This window comes from Pseudomonas benzenivorans, from assembly GCF_024397895.1.
In the GTDB taxonomy this organism is placed as follows: Bacteria; Pseudomonadota; Gammaproteobacteria; order Pseudomonadales; family Pseudomonadaceae; genus Aquipseudomonas; species Aquipseudomonas benzenivorans_A.
This window is the reverse complement of sequence record NZ_CP073346.1, coordinates 3,449,998-3,469,942: the sequence shown is the minus strand read 5'-3', so window position 1 is coordinate 3,469,942 and position 19,945 is coordinate 3,449,998. Positions and strand designations below refer to the sequence as shown.

Sequence of the window (19,945 nt, the reverse complement as noted above, 5' to 3'; positions counted from 1 at the left end):
CGCGGACCCGGGGCGAGCCCTCAGTCGCCGATGCGCCAGCCCGAGGTGATCGGGTAGCGCCGGTCACGGCCGAAACCGCGCTGGGTCACCCGCACGCCGACCGCCGCCTGGCGCCGCTTGTACTCGTTCAGGTCGACCAGGCGCAGCACACGGCGCACCGTGTCCTCGTCGAAGCCCTCGGCGATGATGGCGTTGGCCGACAGGTCATGCTCGATATACAGCTTGAGGATCTCGTCGAGCTCCGGATACGGCGGCAGCGAATCCTCGTCCTTCTGCTCCGGCGCCAGCTCCGCCGATGGCGGCCGGTCGATGACCCGCTGCGGGATCACCGCCCCGAGGGTATTGCGGTACTCGCAGAGGCGGAACACCAGGGTCTTGGGCACATCCTTGAGCACATCGAAGCCGCCGGCCATGTCGCCGTAGAGCGTCGCGTAGCCCACCGCCATCTCGCTCTTGTTGCCGGTGGTCAGCACCAGATAGCCCTTCTTGTTGGAGATCGCCATCAGCAGCGTGCCGCGGCAGCGTGCCTGCAGATTTTCTTCGGTGGCGTCGCGCCCCAGCCCCTCGAACACCGGCGCAAGCGTCTCCATAAAGGCCTCGACCATCGGCGCGATCGGCAATACGCGGTAGGTCACTCCCAGCGCCTCGGCCTCGGCCTCGGCATCCTCCAGGCTGATCTGCGCGGTGTAGCGGTAGGGCATCATCACCGCTTCGACGTGTTGCGCCCCCAGGGCGTCCACCGCCACCGCCAGGGTCAGGGCCGAATCGATGCCACCGGACAACCCCAGCACCACGCCCTTGAAGCCGTTCTTGCGCACATAGTCCCGCACGCCGATGACCAGCCCCTGGTACACGCTGGCCTCCAGGGTCGGCAGGGGGGCGCAGGTCGCATGACGCGGAACCACAGCCTCGGCCCCGACCTGCAGGTCGACCGGGAACAGCCCTTCATTGAACGCGCCCACCCGCTGGCAGACCTGGCCGTCGGCATCGACCACGCAGCTGCCGCCATCGAAGACCAGCTCGTCCTGGCCGCCGACCTGATTGACGTAGACGATCGGCATCACGCCCTCGCGGGCGCGCTCGGCCAGGACCTCCTCACGCTCGGCCTGCTTGTCCAGGTGGAAGGGCGAGGCATTCAGGCTCAGCATCAGCTGTGCACCGGCCTGCCGCGCCTGGGCCATGGGCTCGGCGAACCAGATGTCCTCGCAAATGCTCAAGGCCACCGGCACGCCCTTGATATCCACCACGCACGACTGGGCACCCGCCTCGAAATAGCGCTTCTCGTCGAACACCCGGTAGTTGGGCAGCTTCTGCTTGTAATAGCTGGCCAGCAGGCGGCCGTCGGCGATCACCGCACAGGCGTTGTAACGCAGCTCGTCTTCCAGCCAGGGATAGCCGACCACCAGGTAGATGCCACGCACCTGATCCTGCAGGCGCTGCAGGGCCTGCTCGATGCGCAGCTGCATGCTCGAGCGCAGCAGCAGGTCCTCCGGCGGGTAGCCGCACAACGCCAGTTCGGGGAACACGATGAGGTCTGCCTGCCACTGATCGCGGGCGCCGCACGCCGCCTCGACTATCCGCTCGACGTTGCCGTGCACGTCGCCGACGCGCAGGTTCAACTGGGCCATCACGATACGCAGGGTCTGGCTCATGGCCGCCTCCACCTAAGTAGTCCCGTCCGCACCACCGGATATCGGCAGCGCCGCTGCAGAACGGTCATTGTCCCGCATCGTCGCCCGCGGAAACAATGCACAGCAAAGGCTATAGCCGCTGTGCTGGGACCGCCAGCTTGGCTAAACTGCCAGGCCTTACTGGAGAAGAGTGCGCTATGGGCCTGTTTCGCCTGCTGATCTTGATCGCCATCATTGCCGCCGGCTTCTGGCTGTGGCGCCGCTTTATCCGCCCACCAAAGCGCCCCGAGAGCGCCAGCCGCAAGCCCGCCCCCATGGTCCGCTGCGCCCAGTGCGGCGTACACGTGCCCCGCGAGCACGCGCTCAATCAGGACGAGCGCTGGTACTGCAGCCGGGCGCACCTGGAACAAGGCCCGAAATCCGGTGAGCACTGAGGTTCTGCCCCTGAGCGGCCCCCAGGGTCGACGCATCCTGCGGCTCTATCACCTGTACCGCCTGGCCATCGGACTGGCCCTGGTGCTGCTGATTTCCAGCGACCTGGACAACGACCTCCTGGACCTGGCCCACGTCGACCTGTTCCGCAACGGCAGCTGGTTCTACCTGATCCTGAACATCCTGGTCGCCGTGGTGGTGCAGCGACCACGCAGCCTCATTCAGGTGTTCAGCCTGGCGCTGGTCGACATCATCCTGCTGTCCGGCCTGTTCTATGCCGCAGGCGGCACCCCCAGCGGCATCGGTGCTCTGCTGGTGGTCGCGGTAGCGATCGCCAATATCCTGCTGCGCGGGCGTATCGGCCTGCTGATCGCCGCCGTCGCCGCCATCGGCCTGATCTACCTGACCTTCTACCTCAGCCTCAGTCGACCGGCCGCCGCCGCCCAGTTCGTTCAGGTCGGCGCCCTCGGCGCCCTGTGCTTCGCCGCCGCGCTGTTCGTCCAGGGCATCACCCGGCGCCTGCATGCCAGCGAAAGCCTGGCCGAACAGCGGGCCGCCGATGTCGCCAGCCTGGAGGCGCTCAACGCCCTGATCCTGCAACGCATGCGCACCGGCATCCTGGTCCTCAACGACCAGCACCGCGTGCTGCTGGCCAACCAGGGCGCCCTCAGCCTGCTCGGCCGTGAGGCCCTGGCCGGCAGGATTCTCGATCCCCACTGCCCGGAGCTGGTCAAGCGCCTGCAGCACTGGCAGCAGAATCCGACCCTGCGTCCGGCCAGCCTGCAGGCCCAGCCCGATGGCCCGGTTCTGCAGCCGAGCTTCGTGCCACTGCAACGCGGCGAGCAGCGCGAGACGCTGATCTTCCTCGACGATATTTCCCAGGTCGCCCAGCAGGCCCAGCAGCTCAAGCTGGCCTCCCTGGGCCGGCTGACCGCCGGCATCGCCCACGAGATCCGCAACCCGCTTGGCGCCATCAGCCATGCCGCCCAGCTTCTGCAGGAGTCGGAGGACCTGCAGGGCCCCGACCAGCGCCTGGCGCAGATCATCCAGGACCACTCGCGGCGGATGAACCTGGTAATCGAGAACGTGCTGCAACTGTCACGCCGGCGCCAGGCCGAGCCGCAGCTGCTGGACCTCAAGTACTGGCTGCACCGCTTTGCCAGCGAGTTTCGCAGCTCGGCGCCGCCCGACAGGCAACTGCACCTGGAGACCCAGGGCGGCACCATCCAGACCCGCATGGATCCGCACCAGCTGACCCAGGTGCTGACCAATCTGGTGCAGAACGGCCTGCGCTACAGTGCGCAGCAACATCGCCAGGGCCAGGTCTGGCTCAAGCTGTTTCGCGACACGGACAGCGAGCTGCCGGTGCTCGAGGTGCTGGACGACGGCCCCGGCGTGCCGGCCGAGCAGCTGCAGCACATCTTCGAGCCGTTCTACACCACCGAGAACAAGGGCACCGGCCTGGGCCTGTATATTTCCCGTGAGCTGTGCGAAAGCAACCAGGCACGCCTCAACTACAAACCTCGCGAAGACGGCGGCAGCTGCTTTCGCATCACCTTTGCCCACCCGCGCAAGCTGAGCTGACCATGACCCGCCAGATAGCCCTGATCGTCGATGACGAGCCCGATATCCGAGAACTGCTGGAGATCACCCTCGGCCGGATGAAGCTCGACACCCGCAGCGCCCGCAACGTCAAGGAAGCGCGCGAATGGCTGGCCAAGGAACCGTTCGACCTTTGCCTGACCGACATGCGCCTGCCCGACGGCACCGGTCTGGAGCTGGTGCAGCACATTCAGCAGCGTCATCCCCAGGTGCCGGTAGCGATGATCACCGCCTACGGCAGCCTGGACACGGCGATCCACGCCCTCAAGGCCGGCGCCTTCGACTTCCTGACCAAGCCGGTCGACCTCGGCCGCCTGCGCGAACTGGTGGCCACCGCCCTGCGCCTGCGCACGCAAGAGAGCGCGGAGCAGCCGGTCGACAGCCGCCTGCTCGGCGACTCGCCGCCAATGCAGACACTGCGCAAGCAGATCCTCAAGCTCGCCCGCAGCCAGGCGCCGGTGTATATCAGCGGCGAATCCGGCAGCGGCAAGGAGCTGGTCGCCCGCCTCATCCACGAGCAGGGCCCGCGCAACGAGCAGCCGTTCGTGCCGGTCAACTGTGGCGCCATTCCCTCGGAGCTGATGGAGAGCGAGTTCTTCGGCCACAAGAAAGGCAGCTTCACCGGCGCCGTCGAGGACAAACAGGGCCTGTTCCAGGCAGCCAATGGCGGCACCCTGTTCCTCGACGAAGTCGCCGACCTGCCGCTGGCCATGCAGGTCAAGCTGCTGCGGGCTATCCAGGAAAAGGCGATACGCACGGTCGGCGGCCAGCAGGAGGTGACGGTCGATGTACGCGTCCTCTGCGCCACCCACAAGGACCTGGCCGCCGAAGTCGCCGCCGAGCGCTTCCGCCAGGACCTCTACTATCGCCTCAACGTCATCGAGCTGCGCGTGCCGCCCCTACGCGAACGCCGCGAGGACATCGCGAAGCTGGCCGAAGTGATGCTCAGGCGCCTGGCCAACGACACCGGCCTGGACCCCGCCCGGCTCGACCCCGAGGCCCTGGAGAAGCTCAAGAACTACCGTTTCCCCGGTAACGTGCGCGAGCTGGAGAACATGCTCGAGCGCGCCTACACCCTGTGCGAAGACGACCGCATCAGCGCCAGCGACCTGCGCCTGGCCGACGCCGGCCCCGCCGGCGAAAACGGCGAGGCGAGCCTGGCGCAGATCGATAACCTGGAAGACCATCTGGAAGACATCGAACGCAAGCTGATCATGCAGGCATTGGAAGAAACCCGCTGGAACCGCACCGCAGCCGCCCAGCGCCTGGGGCTGAGCTTTCGCTCCATGCGTTACCGGCTGAAGAAGCTGGGGATCGACTGACCCCCGGCTCAGATGCACCCGGAGAGCCCCAGCCCGTCAGCGCAACCGCCCCGCCGGCGCATAGGGCGCAGGATCGATGATCGGCGCACGCTCCAGCAACAGATCGGCCAGCAGCTGGCAGGATGCCGGAGCCAGCACCAGGCCGTTGCGATAATGGCCGCAGTTCAGCCAGAGCCCCTCGTGCTGGGGAACCGGCCCGATAAAGGGTACGCCTTCCGGCGACCCCGGGCGCAATCCCGCCCAGTGCCCTACGACCTCTGCATTGGCCAGCGCCGGCAGCAGGGCCTCGGCTGACGATCTCAGACTTGCCAGCGCCGGCTCGGTAGGGGTCTTGTCGAAGCCCGCACGCTCCAGCGTGCTGCCCACCAGAATGTGCCCATCGCGCCGGGGAATCGCGTAGCGCCCCTTGGCCAGCACCATGCTCGGCAGAAAGTCTTCCGCGCATTTGTAGAGAATCATCTGCCCCTTCACCGGTTCGACCGGCAACTCGATGCCGAGGCCCTTGAGCAGCTCGCCACTCCAGGCGCCGGCCGCGACCACCACCCGATCGGCATGGATATCCCCCTGCGCCGTGCGCACACCACGGACCCGACCCGCCTCTCGAATGAAGCCCGTGACCGCGCACTGCTCGCGCAGGGTCACGTTCGGCAGCTTCAGCAACGCCGCCCGCAACGCCTTGACCAGACGCGGATTGCGCACATTGGCCACGTCCTCCATCTGCACCGAGCGACTGAACCCCCGCGCCAGTGCCGGCACGGCCTGTTGCACGGCCGCCATGTCGACCTGGCGCAACGGCCGACGCTCACGACGCGCCCACTCCAGCGCCTCGGCCTCATCCTCGAGATCCAGCCAGTACAGGCCGGTGACGTACACCTCGGGATCGATGCCGGTCTCGGCCAGCAGCTGCTCGCCTAAATGCGGATAGAAATCCTGGGACCAATGCGCCAGTGCGGTCACCGCGGCGCTGTAGCGCCAGGGGTAGAGCGGCGAAACGATACCGCCGCCGGCCCAGGAGGATTCGGCACCTACCTGCTGGCGGTCCAGCAGCACCACCGACACACCGCTGGCAGCCAATCCATAGGCACTCAACAGCCCTATGACGCCCCCGCCGATGACACAAACTTCCGCGTTTTCACGACTTGGCATACGACAATTCCGTCCTACACTGCTTCTCTACTGAATGCTCAACTTCTGGCAAGGACGCTGGAACCATGCAAAGGACGCACGGCCGCTCGTTGGTCGAGCTTCTGGGCTGCCTGTTGATCGGCACACTGACGCTCACCTCCGCATTACCTGCTTTTACCTCGACCTTGCAACGCAACAAGCAGGCACAAGCAACCAATCAGTTGCTGGGTGCACTGCATTATGCCCGCGGTGCGGCCGTAACAGGACGGGTGACCACCACCCTCTGCTCAGGTCTCGGCCCCTGCGCTCAGGAAAGGGAATGGCGCGACCGGCTGCTGATCTTCACCGACCTCAACGAAAATGGCCAACACGATGCCGGCGAGGAGTTGCTCCAGCAACTGTACATCCCCAGCGGTTTCAGCTGGCGGTGGTCGAACTTCCGCAGTCGCAGCTATCTCCAATTCGAAGCCGACGGCACCACTTTGGCGCTGAACGGGACCTTCACGCTATGCGATCAGAACACGCCTAAACAGCAAGTTGTGATCAACCTAACAGGCCGAGTGAGAACTCAAGCAGCCCCCGCCAACGCCCGCTGCCACTAAGCTGCAGCTCGTCGCCCGATTCGCTCGCTGGTCAAGCAGAAGACACCCTTCGCGCTGTCATGGATTAGGGTTCACATGGGCCCAAGTGGAAACAGTGCAATGCATCGGAGCAACGGATTCACCCTGATCGAATTGATGATCGTGATCGCCCTCGTGGCGCTGATCGCCAGTTACGGCATCCCGCAATTCAACACCATGATGCAAAACGGTCGTCTTTCTACTCAGGTCAACGAGATGCAGGGCTTGATGCAGTTGGCTCGCAGCGAGGCCGTGACCAGCCGGGTGACCACCCGCATCTGCGCGAGCACCGATCAGGCCACCTGCAACACCAACTCCTGGGAGCAAGGCATGATCGTGTTCCGCGACGTGGACGACAACGGCAGCGCGGCGGCAGCCGAACTGGTGCGCGTCATGCCTGCAGTGACCAATGGCAACACCATTCGCGGGGTCAACGGCGCGTTGAGCTTCTCGACCGACGGCACCCTCACCGCAGGTGCCATGCTGAGAATCTGCGATACGCGCGGCGCCAACAGTTCACGCCAGGTTCGCCTCAATACCGCCGGGCAGAGCCGGATCAGCAAAGGCAATGCACAGGGAGACGTTGTATGCCCATGAGCCCCCATCACCAACGCGGCTTCAGCATGATCGAGCTGCTGATCGCGCTGCTGATCCTCGCCGTCGGCCTGTTCGGCACGGCCAGCCTGATGATGACTAGCATGCAGTCGAACCAGAGCGCCGCCGCGCGCAGTCAGGCCAGCTGGCTGGCCTACGACATCATCGAACGCATGCGCCTGAACAGCGCCGTCGCCACCGGCACCGACAACTACGTCATCGCCGCCGCCGCGGGAGTCCCGGCCGACCCCGGCTGCAAGGCCAACGGCTGCACGGCCAATAACGTGGCGGCCCTGGACCTGTTCGAGTGGAAGACCCAATTGGTGCAATCCAACCTGACTGGCGCAATTGCACGCGCTGGAAACGCCTACACCGTGTCCATCTTCTGGCAGGAGGACAGCTCCACGGCCTGCCCACTGGTTTTGGGTGTTCGTCAATGCTCATTTGTCTTGAGGGCGGCACTATGAGGTTTCTATTAAGCAGCGGTCGCCGCACACAACAGGGTCTCACCATTATCGAGCTGATGATCACGCTGCTGCTCAGCTCCTTCCTGCTGCTCGGTATCCTGCAACTGTTCATCAACTCCAACGAGACCGACAGGGCCAACTCGTCCATGGCCCGTTTGCAGGAAAATGGCCGCATTGCCCTGGACATGCTCAAGCAGGACTTTCGTCGCACCGGTTATCAAGGCTGCGCCACCCCCACCACGGTAAGCCGGGCCAACTCGAGCAGAGTCTTTCCCCTGGACGCCATGGGCGTGCAGAACGCCGAACTGAACGAGGGGGCCGGCACCGCCAGCGATAGCCTGGTGATGCGCCACGCCACGCCGACGCGCATGCGCGCCACCAGCATCGGCGCGACCCAGGTGACATTTATCAGCGGCGGAAATATTTCGTTCGTTGCTGGCAACCGCTACGAGTTCATCCTGACCAATTGTGACGAGGTCGCCATCTTCACCGGCGTCGCCTCCGCCCGTGTCGACAACGGCGACCCGATCACCCAAGCGGCATTTCCCAATCAGTACACCATCACCAACCTGCAGGGTGCCAATAACGGCGCGCCGCCCAGCCTGTACGGCATCCCCACCGGCGACGGCTCGCAGTTTCTTCAGGTCGTCGAGAATGCCTATGCCATTGCCAACGACGCCACCAACAACAATCGCCCGACCCTGTTCAAGAACGGCGCGGCCATGATTGCCGACGTCGACAACTTCCAGGTGCTCTACGGGGTGGACAACGCCGGCCAGACCAGTTGGTTCAATGCCGCCAACCTGACCGACCCTCTGCGCCTGCAGGTCAGCCGCCTGCAGATCAGCCTGGTGGTGTCGAGCCCCGAAGAAATAGCCGGCGACGCCAACACCCAGGCCTTCGCCATCGCCAATATCGGCGGAGACACTCAGTTGGCGGCCATCGGCGACAGGCGACTGCGCCGGGTATTCAACACCATTGTGGACGTGAGGAATCGGCCATGAAACATCTGTACGGCCCGCGTAAGCAGAGCGGCGTGGTGCTGGTCGTCAGCTTGATCCTGCTGCTGCTGCTGACCATTCTGGCGATCACCGCCTCGACCAGCTCATCCCTGCAAGAGCGCATGGCCACAAACGCCCAGGAAAGCAACATCGCCTTCCAGGCTTCCGAAAGCGCCCTGGCGACCCTGACCGATCAGGTCGGTGGCGGCGTAGCACCGCCCGCCGATACGGTTCTATCCCTCGATTACCCCGCCGAAGGGGGGCGCCCGGCCAGAACCATCAGAGCGCGCATGCAGTCGAGCTCACGCTATGCAGACGGTTACAGCCTGGATGCCGAGGTTGGCAGCGGCACCCCGCAGACCGTCATCTACGACTTCATCAGTAGCGCCACGCTTGACCCCAATGCCACTACTGCAGCCCAGATTGTCGACAGCAACACTTATGCCCGGCACCTGCAGGGCTATCGCGATCGCGTCATCAAGTGAAACACCCCAAGGATTCCAACATGAACAAGCGCCTCACAGCTTTTCACCGCTTGGCACTTAGCGCCCTCTCCAGCCTGCTGGTGCTGCACAGTGCGGTCAGCTACGCCGACGACACCGAAATCTTCTTCGGTGGCGCGGCCATCGACGACAGCGTCCGCCCCAATGTCCTGTTCGTGCTCGACAACTCCGGTTCGATGGCCTGGCGCACCACCAGCAACACCAACCCGTCTGGCTCCGAACAGTCGCGCATGCAGGTGCTCAAGGAATCCTTTTCCAGCATCATCAACAATGCGGGCGCCATCAATGCCGGCATCATGGTGTTGAATAGCCGCAGCGCCTACAACAACACCCGCATGGTCTACCCGGTCAGCAACATCGATGCGCCGCTGCCCAGTTCGGTGACCCAGGTTGCCAGCACTCCACAAATCATTGTCAGTGGCGACGACGCCACCCAAAGCACACTGGGCGGAGGGGCCGTGATCAACGGCGGCACCCTGCAGATGGGCTTCGTCACCACCAGCACAACCACGGTCGAGAGTCAAAGCAGCGACTTGCTGGACAACGACGCGTTCTTCCAGAGCCGCTACAGCAACATTGACTGGGCTTGCCGAATGGACGAGCCGGGCAATGACCACAATAAAAATAATGATGCCTGCGGCAACGACGACCGCGACAACATCAATATCCGCTCCAACAACGACACGAATACCGGCGACGCCGAGCCGATCATCGGCACGGCCATGCTGTATTTCCGTAACCTCAGCATTCCCGCGGCCGCCCGTCTGAAGCCCAGCTTTCGCGCCTACCTGGACCTGCGCCCGACCAACAACCAGAACAGCAACCTGCCGACCATCGGCGTGACGCTGCAGGACAGCAAGACACCCGCGGCGCTGAATGACCTGACCCAGGTCGACCCCGGTCGCAGCTACCTCGCCACCAGCAATATTGCGGCCAGTTCCTGGAATGCGTCGAACACAACTCGTCTGGACGTCACCGACCTGGTCAAGCAGGTGTTGGACAACGATGCGGACGCGCTGCAACAAGTCTTCCTAAAACTGCGCGCCACCAGCACCAGAAACTACACCTTCTGTACACGCAACTGCGGCAGCAGTGGCGGCGTGAGCAACGCCCCGCGCCTGGTGATCAGCTACGACAGCACCGCGATCCAGAATGAAACCAAGACCGCGGCGTTGCGCTTTCAGAACGTCGGCATCCCCCAGGGCGCGACCATCCAGAGTGCGCGCCTGGACTTCGCGCCGGCCACCAGCAACGCCGATTCGTTGACCCTTGAGGTGAAGGCCGAGCGGGTAGCGGACGCCGCCGTCTTTACCAGCGGCAGCAACGTCGCTGGGCGCACCCCCAAGACCGTGGCCCTGAACAGCTGGAGCCCTGCCCCCTGGACCAACCAGAACCCGCCCGTTCACGAACAAGGCCCCGATGTCACGAGCCTGGTCCAGGAAGTGGTGAGCCTGTCGAACTGGTGCGGCAACAATTCCATGGCCTTCTATCTGACGCCGACTGCAGGCAGCGGCTCACGCACTGCCTACAGCGTCGACGGCGCCCCCGGCCTGCAACCGACACTCACCGTGACCTACACAGGAGGCAGCGGCGGCTGCTTGAACCCCATCATCGAGGCAAGCGTTGCCAGCGAGAAGGATGACGTCTTCGAGGACAGCGACGGCAACATGACCCTGGGCGGCAATACCCTGCCGGTCGATACCAGCCGCTTCGCCGCCCGTTACGTGAACGTGCCGCTGATTAACGGCGCGACCATCCTCGACGCCCAAGTCGTCGTGACGCCGGCCAACACCGTCAATATCGGTAGCCCGATCAATACCATCGTACGCTTCGACAACTCGGACAATGCCGCGCCGTTCTCGGCCAGCACCAGAAACGTCACCAACCGCCCCGATACCACCAACAGCACCTGCACCATCAACAGCTGGACGACCGGCACGCCAGTGGTCTGCAACGGCCCAGAACTGCGCACCGGCCTGCAAGGCATCGTCAACCGCGCTGGCTGGGTGCCCGGTAACGCCTTGGCGCTGATGTCCGTGCAAAGCAGCAACACCAACCTCGAGGTGCAGGCCTACGAGAGCAACCCCGCCCAGTCGATCAAGCTGCGCATCAAGGTCGCCCACGGCGGGCTGGCCAGCGGCAACTACACGGTGCGCCAGCACCTCAATGCCCTGGTCCAGGCCATGACCACCGGTAACGGCACCCCCATAGTACCGACCATGAACGAGGCGGCGCGCTATTTGCGGGGCGATCGCTCTGGCTTCGCCAGCCCCATCACCAGCGCCTGCCAGACCACCCATTTGGTGGTGCTCACCGATGGCCAGGCCAACGGCAACGGCGCCCAGGCCTCGATTGGCAGTCTGACCGGCAGCAGTTGCAGCGCCGATGCATCGGACTGGGACGAGCAGTGCGGCCGCAGCCTGGCGACCTGGATGGCAAGTACCGACCAGTCGAGCACCTTCGGTGACAATTTCATCACCACCCACAGCATCGGCTTCGCCATGGGCGCCCTCGCGCCCAACACTCAGCCACAGCAGTTCCTAACCGACCTGGCCGCCAACGGCAAAGGCAAGGCCTATACCGCCGAGAACGCCGCTGAGCTCAGCGCCGCCTTCAGCAAGATCCTGCAGGATGTGCTGAGCACCGACACAACCTTTGTCAGCCCGGGCGCGACGGTCAACCAGTTCAACCGTTCGAGCAACAAGAACGAGGTGTATTTCGCCCTGTTCAAGCCATCGGACACCGATAACTGGGTGGGCAACCTCAAGCGTTACGCGCTCAACAGCGGCGGTGGCGACATCATCCTCGATGCCGACAAGGTCGGCGCCATCGATAAGAAGACCGGCTTCTTCAAGACAGGCGCCAAGAGCTTCTGGAGCGCCGTGGCAGACGGCAACGATACCGCCCAGGGTGGTGCGGCCAGCCGCCTGCCCAATGCGGCCACCCGCAAGGCGTACACCTACCTGGGCACCTCACCGGTCACCCCAGCCAGCCTGAGCACAGGCGCCTACCTGCTCACCGACGCGAACGCGGCCATCACCAAGGAGATGCTCGGCGCTGCCAATGCCAGCGAACGCACGGCGCTGATCAACTGGGCCCGCGGCCAGAACGAAGACGGCAGCCAGCGCAAGACGATGAGCGATCCATTGCACTCGGTGCCGCGCCTGGTGACCTACAAGTGCAACAGCTTCACCGACAGCAGCCTGACCCAGTGCGCCAGCGAGGAGCAGAGCGTAGTCGTCGGCACCAACGAGGGGTACGTACAGGCCTTCGATACCAACAACGGCGACGAGCAGATGGCTTTCATGCCCCAGGAGCTGCTGGCCAACATCAAGAAACTCAAGACCAACGGCAAAACCTCCAACGCTGGCCGCCCCTACGGCATGGACAACACCGTGGCGCTCTGGGTCAACGACGTGAACGGCAACGGCGTGATCTACGGCGGCCGCGATCCTTCTGCATCGACCCCCACCCTGCTGCCTGGCGGGGTGAACAGCGGCGAGTTCGTCTATGCCTACGCCACCATGGGCCGAGGGGGACGTAACCTTTACGCCCTGGATGTCACCGACATCGCCAACCCCAAGATGCGCTGGTTCATCACCCCGACGACTCCCGGCTTCGCCCGCCTGTCCCAGACCTGGTCGACCCCAGTGGTGACCAAGATCGACATCAACGGCACCAAGACCCCGGTACTGATCTTCGCCGGCGGCTATGACGACCGTCAGGACGACATTGCCATCCTTGGCGAACTGGACAGCACCCCGCTGGTTAACGATGACCAGGGCAACGCCATCTATGTGGTCAATGCGGTGACCGGGGCGCTGATCTGGTCAGGCAGCAACGAGCTGACCAACTCGCCGGCACAGGCCCACCAGCAGCTGAGCAAGATGCGTTACAGCATCCCCAGCAGCGTGCGCGCCATCGACATCGACCGCGACGGGCTGGCCGACCAGTTCTTCGTCGGCGACATGGGCGGCCAGGTCTGGCGCTTCTTCATCAACAACGGCAGCACCGTCGGCAATCTGATCAGCCCCACCGACAGCAGCACCGGGACGACCGGGGACGGCGTGTTCGCCAGCGTGATTCCGCCGGATACCGGCAGCGAAACCGCCGCTCAGCGCAAGGCCAAGCTACGCCGTTTCTACAACGAGCCGGATGTCGCCCTGTTGACGGTCAACGCCGGTAAGGCACTGGTGGTCAATATCGGTTCGGGCTACCGCGGCCACCCGCTCGATACCGGCGCCGAGGACCGCTTCTACTCCTTCAGAACTCCAATCATCAGCAGCAATACCCCCCACACCACCTTGACCGAATCGGCCATGTACGACGCGACCCTCAACCTGATTCAGGAAGGAAGCGACTCGCAGAAGGCCGCCGCGGCGGCCGCGTTCAACAAGAACACTGGCGGCTGGTATATCCGCATGGAACGCTCGGGGGAGAAGGTGCTCGCCCAAGCCATCACCTTCGCAGGTCAGGTATTCTTCAACACCTACGAACCGAGCTCGACCTCCGCCAACGCCTCCTGCCAGGCCGTGCAGGGCACAGGCCGCTCCTATGCCGTGAGCCTGTTCGACGCGACGCCGCCCGAGCAGCGCATTGTCGGCTCCCCGGACCGGGCAGATCGCAGCATCATCCTGCTGACTGCCGGAATTCCACCGACCGGAACGGTGCTGTTCCCCGAAGGCGATGGCAGCAAACCGCCGCTGTGTATCGGCACCGAGTGCGAAGAGCTGGATGTCGACATCAGTGTCGGCCCGACCTACTGGATTGACGAGCGATAACCATGAAGAAGGAAATAACGGGTTTCACCCTGATCGAGATGATGATCGTCATCGCCCTGATCGGCATACTCGCGGCCATCGCCATCCCCAACTACCAGAGCTACTTGATGCGGGCAGCCTGCCAGGACGCCACGGCGACCCTGGTGGGGGCGGCCAATGTGATGGAACGCTTCCGCTCGCAGAACAACACTTACCAGGGCGCCAACCTGGCCGCCAGTGGCTATGACCAGAGCCCGGTGGACGGCAATGCGCAGTTCACCATCGTGCCGGGGAACCTCACGGCAACTGGCTATCTGCTGACCGCCACCCCGCTGGCCGGCAGCCGCTTGGCGGGTCGGGGCACCCTGACGCTTAACTCCGCCGGAGTCAGGGCTGCCACCGGCGACCTGGCCAACCCTCCGGGGGACAACCCGATAGCCGTGGATGTCTGGAACAACGGCTGCCGCGGATTGTGAGGAAAGAGGGCCGAAAGGCCCTTTTTTCCGCTCGCCTGCCCCCTGATAGATATTAAAGGGGTACAACTGGCCCCGCCCGCCCCGCCCGCCCCGCACTCCTACCCTTCCCACCATCCCTCTGAACGCATTCCGGGACCTTCTCCGACGCTGTGGTTGACGGAGACGCCATCGCTCTGCGCAACCTGAGCGGGCTTGGCTCGACCGGCTTTCACCCTACGTTGGCGCTACCGATCGGCAGAACAAGCCTCCGTTGCTCCTGCTGCTTGAACGCGTCCTGACGACTCCCATTGTCACTAAAGCAACCCCGACTAGCGGACCGCCCAGTCCGGAATGCCGGAGATAGTCGCCTTTCACCCGAAACAGAGTGCGAAGCAGCTCACAGAGTTGCCGCTCGCCCCCCTCTATGGCTCGCCTGTCATCCCTGACTGCACCTTCCTCCGCCATGGGCTAGCGTTCACTTGGGCTCACGCTGAAATGGCGAAAAGCCATTACTCCAAGCTCAAACACCAGCGGCACTCGATTTGTCCAGCAACAGCAGGTTTGTCCCGTTCGCATCAACGATTGAAGCACCCGAGGACTCCATCATGACCAAGCGCGCACCAGCACTCCACCGAATGGCGCTTAGCGCCTTTGCCAGCCTCCTGGTGCTGCACAGCGCGGTCAGTTTTGCCGACGACACCGAGATCTTCTTCGGTGGCGCGGCCATCAGCTCTGACGTGCGCCCCAACGTGCTGTTCGTCCTCGACAATTCCGGTTCCATGGCCTGGAGCACCACTGATCAAAGTGTCCCCAACGAGCCTGGCGAACAATCACGGATGCAGGTACTGAAGGATTCCTTCTCTACGATCATCAACCAGTCCGGCGCGATTAACGCCGGGATCATGGTCCTGAATCCGCGCAGTGAGTACAACGACACGCGCATGGTCTACCCCGTTACCAATATCGACTCCCCGCTGCCTGGCTCTGTAAAGCAGATAGCCGGGAATCCGCAGATGCTGAGCAGCGGTGACGACGCAACCCAGTGGAGCAATGCCACCACCGCGGTGATCGATGAACCAACGCTGCCAATAGGCAAGTTCGAGGTATCGGGCTCCTCGACCAAGAGCTACACCCTGGCCCGAGCCGATGCATTCCTGAATAAGGACAATCACTCTTGCCTGCTTGATGCCTCACTCGCCTCCTCTCGACCCGGGGGTACACCCTGCGTCGGCATCAACCAGAGCCAACTTAAGCTGACCGACAAGAATGCTGGGACCGCGTTGATGTACTTCTCCGGGCTGGGTATTCCGGCCAGCAGCACAGTCAACTCCGCCACTCTGACCATCTATCCGGTCCTCAGCCAGATCAACCCACTGAAACCGCAAGTTTCGGTTGAGCGCAGCAAGAATGCGATGCCGCCGAACGACAACACCAGCATCACCGGACGCACCTTCAGTGCCTGGCGCAGCCTTCCCGATGCAGCGTGGAACCCGTTGAACCCGGTCACACTGGATATTACCCAGGAAGTCAACGGACTTCGCGGCCTGCCACATACGAATTCAGCAGTCGAGAACTTGGTGCTTCAGCTGCTTGGCAATCAAGACGAAAACCACATCATCTGCATGAAGGTAGGTATAGGCTGTACGATCGACAAACTACCGGTACTGCGGATCACCTCCACCTCATCCAGTCCAAGCAGCAGAACCCGCAGCGCAGCCTTGCGTTTCCAGAACGTGGCTATCCCACAAGGCGCCACCATCACCTCGGCATACCTCAACTTCGTCCCAGTGGCAGCCAACAGCGATCCCTTGACCCTGCAGGTCAGGGCGGAGAATACGGGCAGCGCCAGCACCTTCAGCAACACCACCAACCTTTCTGGCCGCGGCAAACTTCCGGCGGTCGTCACCTGGAACGCGCCATCCTGGGGCCCCAGCAACCCGCCAACACATCTGCAGGGTCCAGATGTGACCAGCTTGGTGCAGGGCGTGGTGAATCTGGGGAACTGGTGTGGCAACAATTCCCTGGCCATTCATCTTGAGCACTTGAGCGGCAACGGCAGTCGCACGGCCTACAGCTTTGACGCCGCGCCGAGCCTGCAGCCGACCCTCACGATCAGTTACACAGGCGGGACCGGGGGCTGCCTCAACCCGATTATCGAGGCGACCGTTAGCAGCCCGAAGAACGATGCCTATGAAAAGAGGGACGGGAGCATGGTGCTCGGCGACGCCACACTGCCGGTCAAGCGCAGCAGATTTGCCGCGCGCTTCGAGGATATACCACTGACCAAGGGCGCGAAGATCATGTCTGTCGAGGCATTCCTGACCCCGACCAAGACCGAGAGCAGCCCGAACATCTCCACCGTTCTGCGCTTCGAGAACGCCGACAATTCACTGCCGTTTACCAGTAGCAACCGCAACATCACCAATCGCTCGGACACCCCGAATAGCACCTGTCTAATTAGCAGCTGGGTGGCGGGCAGCCCGGTTATCTGCAAATCAGACGAACTCAAGCAAGGCCTGCAGGCGGTCGTCGACCGTCCTGGCTGGGCTCCAGGCAACGCAATCACCCTGATGTCGGTTCAGAACGCTGACACCAATCTCGAAGTCAAAGCCTACGAGAGCAACCCGGCGCAAGCGCTCAAGCTGCGCATCAAGCTGGAAAGCGGCGGCCTCGCGACCAGCACTTATACCGTACGCCAGCACCTTAACGACCTTGTGCAGGCGATGGATGCGAGAAACGGCACGCCTCTGGTACCGACCTATTACGACGCTGCGCAATATCTCAGAGGAGAACGCAGTGGTTTCACTAGCCCCATCACCAGCGCCTGCCAGTCTACTCACCTCGTGCTACTCACCGACGGACAGGCCAATGGATCCAGCAGCTCGTCGACCGGCGGCATCGAGGGCTGGACAGGCACAGACTGTAAAGACGATGCCTCGGACTCGGATGAGCAGTGCGGTCGAACTCTGGCGACCTGGCTCGCCGCGAACGATCAGTCCTCAATCAGCGGCGACAACTTCATCACCACCCACACGATCGGCTTTGCCTTGGGCGCCATGGCGCCCAATACCAAGCCACAGGCCTTCCTCAACGACCTGGCCGCCAACGGCAAAGGCAAGGCCCACACAGCAGAAAACGCCTCGCAATTGAGTGCTGCTTTCAGTCAGATCCTCCAGGATGTACTAAAGACCGACACCACCTTCGTCAGCCCAGGGGCAACGGTCAACCAATTCAATCGTTCGAGCAACAAGAACGAAGTCTACTTCGCCTTGTTCAAACCGTCGGAAACCGACCGTTGGGCCGGCAACCTCAAGCGTTACGCCCTCAACAGCGGCACGGGGGACATCATCCTCGATGCCGATAATGTTGGTGCGATCGACAAGAGCACAGGTTTCTTCGAGCCTACCGCTCGCAGCTTCTGGAGCATCGGCAACGACGGCAACAATACAGCCCAAGGAGGCGCAGCCGGCCGCCTACCCGCCCACACCAGCCGCAAGGCCTATACCTATCTGGGCAATTCGCCGATCACCCCGGCTAGCCTGACTACTGGTGGCAACCTGCTTATCGACGGCAACGCGACTATCACCAAGGAAATGCTGGGCGCCGCCGATGCCACCGAGCGCACCGCCCTGATCAACTGGATCCGCGGCCTAAACGATGACGGCAGCTCGCGCAGCGTCCTCGGCGACCCGCTGCATTCGGCTCCGCGTCTGGTGACCTACAAATGCAACAACTTCACCGACACCGACCTGACCCGGTGCGCTAGCGAAGAGCAAAGCGTGTTGGTCGGCACCAATGAAGGCTTCGTCCATGCTTTCGACACCAAAACCGGTGACGAGCAGATGGCCTTCATGCCTCAGGAACTGCTGACCAATATCAAGAAACTAAAGGTCAACGACCGTACCGGAACACCGCCGGGACGCCCCTACGGCATGGACAATACGCTGGCCCTCTGGGTCAACGATGTGAACCGCAATGGCGTGATCTATGGCGGGCGCGACCCCTCGAAGTCAACGCCGACCCTGCTTCCGGGCAGCCTCAACAGCGGCGAGTTCGTCTATGCCTATGCGACCATGGGCCGCGGTGGCCGCAATCTTTACGCCCTGGATATCACAGACGTCAACAACCCGAAGATGCGCTGGTTTATTACCCCATCCACCTTTGGCTTCCAGCGCCTGGGGCAGACCTGGTCGGCGCCAGTGGTGACCAAGATAAAGATCGGCAGCACCGAGACGCCGATCCTGATCTTCGCAGGTGGTTATGACGACAATCAGGACGACATCTCCTCCCTCGAGCGATTGAAAAAGGGCAATCTGCTCAGTCCTGATACCCACGGCAATGCGCTGTATGTGGTCAACGCGCTGACCGGTGCATTGATCTGGACCGGCAGCAGCGACAAGTCCCTCATAAACCTGCCGATCGGTGCGCAGCATCAGGAACTGGAGAAAATGCGCTACAGCATCCCGAGTAGCGTGCGGGTCATCGACATCGACCGCGACGGCTTGGCCGACCAGTTCTTCGTTGGCGACATGGGCGGGCAGGTCTGGCGCTTCTTTATCAACAACGGCAACGGCATCACCGACCTCATCGCCCCGGCGAACACCGGCGGCAATACCAAAGAGAACGGCGTCTTTGCCAGCGTAATTCCGCCTGACACCGGTAGCGAAACCACCGCGCAAAAGGAAGCCAAGCTGCGTCGCTTCTATAACGAGCCGGACATCGCCCTGCTGACGGTGAACGCCGGCAAGGCCCTGGTCGTCAACATCGGCTCGGGCTACCGAGGCCACCCGCTCGACATCGGCGCCGAGGACCGTTTCTACTCGTTCAGAACCCCGATCATCGGCAGCAATACCGTCCATACCACGCTGACCGAAGCCGACATGTACGACGCGACGCTCAACCTGATCCAGGAGGGCACCGCAACCCAGAAAGCGGCCGCCGCTGCCGCGTTCAACAAGAAAACCGGCGGCTGGTATATCCGTTTGGAGCGACCAGGGGAGAAAGTGCTCTCGGAAGCGACGACCTTCGCAGGACAGGTGTTTTTCAACACCTACGAGCCGAGCTCCAACTCGGCCAACAACACGTGCAAGGCCGTGCAGGGCACCGGACGCTCCTATGCGGTCAGCCTGTTCGACGCCACGCCGCCTCAGCAACGTATCGTAGGCTCACCGGACCGGGCGGATCGAAGCATCATCCTGCTGACCGCCGGCATCCCGCCGAAAGGCACGGTTCTGTTCCCAGAGGGCGCCGACAAACCACCACTGTGCATCGGCACGGAGTGCGAGGAGCTGGAAGTCGACATCAGCGTCGGCCCGACCTACTGGATTGACGAGCGCTAGTGATCCGACGAAAGGCGAAGTGAATGCCTCTGCCACTGCGGGGGCCGCACTGAAACCATCTCACGACGAGTATCACCCACAATTGAAGAAGGGG

At 63.1% G+C, this 19,945-nt stretch carries 13 protein-coding genes; 11 read left to right on the top strand and 2 right to left on the bottom strand.

The features are described from left to right. Window positions 1–20 precede the first annotated feature (20 nt). The gene (locus KDW96_RS16255) at window positions 21–1,652 is read right to left on the bottom strand and encodes an NAD+ synthase (protein WP_255837262.1); all 1,632 of its coding nucleotides are present in this window, start codon (window positions 1,650–1,652) and stop codon (window positions 21–23) included. 176 nt (window positions 1,653–1,828) lie between these two features. Between KDW96_RS16255 and KDW96_RS16250 the strand changes: the two genes are divergently transcribed. Genes KDW96_RS16250 through KDW96_RS16240 form a run of 3 tightly spaced genes read left to right on the top strand, consistent with a single transcriptional unit; the run spans window position 1,829 to window position 4,987 of the window. Beyond that, entirely contained in the window at window positions 1,829–2,065 is a 237-nt protein-coding gene (locus KDW96_RS16250; RefSeq protein WP_255837261.1) for a PP0621 family protein, read from the top strand. Further along, entirely contained in the window at window positions 2,055–3,647 is a 1,593-nt protein-coding gene (locus tag KDW96_RS16245) for a sensor histidine kinase (RefSeq protein WP_255837260.1), read from the top strand. The genes KDW96_RS16250 and KDW96_RS16245 overlap by 11 nt, the downstream gene beginning before the upstream one ends. 2 nt (window positions 3,648–3,649) lie before the next feature. Next, window positions 3,650–4,987 (top strand): sigma-54-dependent transcriptional regulator, encoded by a 1,338-nt coding sequence (locus KDW96_RS16240; protein ID WP_255837259.1) that lies wholly within the window; start codon window positions 3,650–3,652, stop codon window positions 4,985–4,987. A gap of 36 nt (window positions 4,988–5,023) precedes the next feature. Here KDW96_RS16240 and thiO read toward each other — a convergent pair whose 3' ends face one another. Further along, complete coding sequence (gene thiO, locus KDW96_RS16235) at window positions 5,024–6,133, bottom strand: glycine oxidase ThiO (protein WP_255837258.1); 1,110 nt, start codon at window positions 6,131–6,133, stop codon at window positions 5,024–5,026. Between the two features lie 65 nt (window positions 6,134–6,198). Here thiO and KDW96_RS16230 point away from each other — a divergent pair, with 65 nt between their 5' ends. The 8 genes from KDW96_RS16230 to KDW96_RS16190 all read left to right on the top strand — a co-directional run bounded on the left by KDW96_RS16230 (window position 6,199) and on the right by KDW96_RS16190 (window position 19,851). Next, window positions 6,199–6,714 (top strand): GspH/FimT family pseudopilin, encoded by a 516-nt coding sequence (locus tag KDW96_RS16230; RefSeq protein WP_255837257.1) that lies wholly within the window; start codon window positions 6,199–6,201, stop codon window positions 6,712–6,714. Window positions 6,715–6,813: 99 nt separating this feature from the next. Then, window positions 6,814–7,329, top strand: a complete 516-nt coding sequence (locus tag KDW96_RS16225) for a GspH/FimT family pseudopilin (protein ID WP_255837256.1) — start codon at window positions 6,814–6,816, stop codon at window positions 7,327–7,329. Window positions 7,330–7,355: 26 nt separating this feature from the next. Next, complete coding sequence (gene pilV, locus KDW96_RS16220) at window positions 7,356–7,793, top strand: type IV pilus modification protein PilV (RefSeq protein ID WP_255837255.1); 438 nt, start codon at window positions 7,356–7,358, stop codon at window positions 7,791–7,793. Then, window positions 7,790–8,797, top strand: a complete 1,008-nt coding sequence (locus tag KDW96_RS16215; protein WP_255837254.1) for a PilW family protein — start codon at window positions 7,790–7,792, stop codon at window positions 8,795–8,797. Before pilV ends, KDW96_RS16215 begins: the two co-directional genes overlap by 4 nt. Further along, the gene (locus KDW96_RS16210) at window positions 8,794–9,279 is read left to right on the top strand and encodes a PilX N-terminal domain-containing pilus assembly protein (RefSeq protein ID WP_255837253.1); all 486 of its coding nucleotides are present in this window, start codon (window positions 8,794–8,796) and stop codon (window positions 9,277–9,279) included. The genes KDW96_RS16215 and KDW96_RS16210 overlap by 4 nt, the downstream gene beginning before the upstream one ends. A 20-nt stretch (window positions 9,280–9,299) precedes the next feature. Then, window positions 9,300–14,078 carry a pilus assembly protein gene (locus tag KDW96_RS16205; protein WP_255837252.1) on the top strand — a complete coding sequence of 1,593 codons (4,779 nt, stop codon included), beginning with the start codon at window positions 9,300–9,302 and terminating at the stop codon, window positions 14,076–14,078. A 2-nt stretch (window positions 14,079–14,080) separates the two neighbouring features. Then, a complete protein-coding gene (locus KDW96_RS16195) occupies window positions 14,081–14,533 on the top strand; it encodes a type IV pilin protein (RefSeq protein ID WP_304665558.1) in 453 nt (150 codons plus the stop codon). Window positions 14,534–15,117: 584 nt separating this feature from the next. Next, window positions 15,118–19,851: a PilC/PilY family type IV pilus protein gene (locus KDW96_RS16190; protein WP_255837251.1), complete on the top strand. Its 4,734-nt coding sequence runs from the start codon at window positions 15,118–15,120 to the stop codon at window positions 19,849–19,851. The last annotated feature ends 94 nt before the right edge of the window (window positions 19,852–19,945 follow it).

Excerpts from the sequence above, each read along its gene's own strand:
- KDW96_RS16255 (WP_255837262.1), bottom strand. The coding sequence starts at position 1,652 with ATGAGCCAGACCCTGCGTATCGTGATGGCCCAGTTGAACCTGCGCGTC.
- KDW96_RS16250 (WP_255837261.1), top strand. The coding sequence starts at position 1,829 with ATGGGCCTGTTTCGCCTGCTGATCTTGATCGCCATCATTGCCGCCGGC.
- KDW96_RS16240 (WP_255837259.1), top strand. The coding sequence starts at position 3,650 with ATGACCCGCCAGATAGCCCTGATCGTCGATGACGAGCCCGATATCCGA.
- thiO (WP_255837258.1), bottom strand. The coding sequence starts at position 6,133 with ATGCCAAGTCGTGAAAACGCGGAAGTTTGTGTCATCGGCGGGGGCGTC.
- KDW96_RS16230 (WP_255837257.1), top strand. The coding sequence starts at position 6,199 with ATGCAAAGGACGCACGGCCGCTCGTTGGTCGAGCTTCTGGGCTGCCTG.
- KDW96_RS16225 (WP_255837256.1), top strand. The coding sequence starts at position 6,814 with ATGCATCGGAGCAACGGATTCACCCTGATCGAATTGATGATCGTGATC.
- pilV (WP_255837255.1), top strand. The coding sequence starts at position 7,356 with ATGATCGAGCTGCTGATCGCGCTGCTGATCCTCGCCGTCGGCCTGTTC.
- KDW96_RS16215 (WP_255837254.1), top strand. The coding sequence starts at position 7,790 with ATGAGGTTTCTATTAAGCAGCGGTCGCCGCACACAACAGGGTCTCACC.
- KDW96_RS16210 (WP_255837253.1), top strand. The coding sequence starts at position 8,794 with ATGAAACATCTGTACGGCCCGCGTAAGCAGAGCGGCGTGGTGCTGGTC.
- KDW96_RS16205 (WP_255837252.1), top strand. The coding sequence starts at position 9,300 with ATGAACAAGCGCCTCACAGCTTTTCACCGCTTGGCACTTAGCGCCCTC.
- KDW96_RS16195 (WP_304665558.1), top strand. The coding sequence starts at position 14,081 with ATGAAGAAGGAAATAACGGGTTTCACCCTGATCGAGATGATGATCGTC.
- KDW96_RS16190 (WP_255837251.1), top strand. The coding sequence starts at position 15,118 with ATGACCAAGCGCGCACCAGCACTCCACCGAATGGCGCTTAGCGCCTTT.